Annotated in this window: 1 pseudogene; it reads left to right on the top strand. The window is 74.6% G+C overall.

The window, feature by feature from the left end:
• Positions 1–24 precede the first annotated feature (24 nt).
• Positions 25–338, top strand: a pseudogene (locus ADL03_RS06240) (hypothetical protein); the annotation flags it as partial.

Genomic DNA, 338 nt, shown 5'->3' with positions numbered 1-338 from the left:
CTGACGATCGTGACCTGCCGGCGCGTGCTCGCGGGGCTGGAGTCGGCGCGCTGGCTGCTGCTCGACACGCTGACGCAGGACGGCGCCGTGGAGCTGGTCGCGGCCGTCGCCGGCGAGCAGGTGGTGCGCGACGAACCCGAGGCCGTGCGGGAACTGGTGGCGCTGTGCGGGAACCTGCCACTGGCGGTGCGCATGGTGGGCACCCGACTCGCTGCCCGGCGCGACGGGCGATCGGTCGGCGCGCTGGTGTCCGAGCTGCGGGACGAGAGGAGGCTGCTGGACTCCCTCGCGGTGGGGGACGAGGACCTGCGGACGGCGTTCGCGCTGTCGTACCAGGC

This window comes from Nocardia sp. NRRL S-836 (assembly GCF_001279525.1).
Taxonomy (GTDB): domain Bacteria; phylum Actinomycetota; class Actinomycetes; order Mycobacteriales; family Pseudonocardiaceae; genus Lentzea.
Note: the sequence above shows the minus strand (reverse complement) of the source record. Positions and strands in the feature narration are given on the sequence as shown.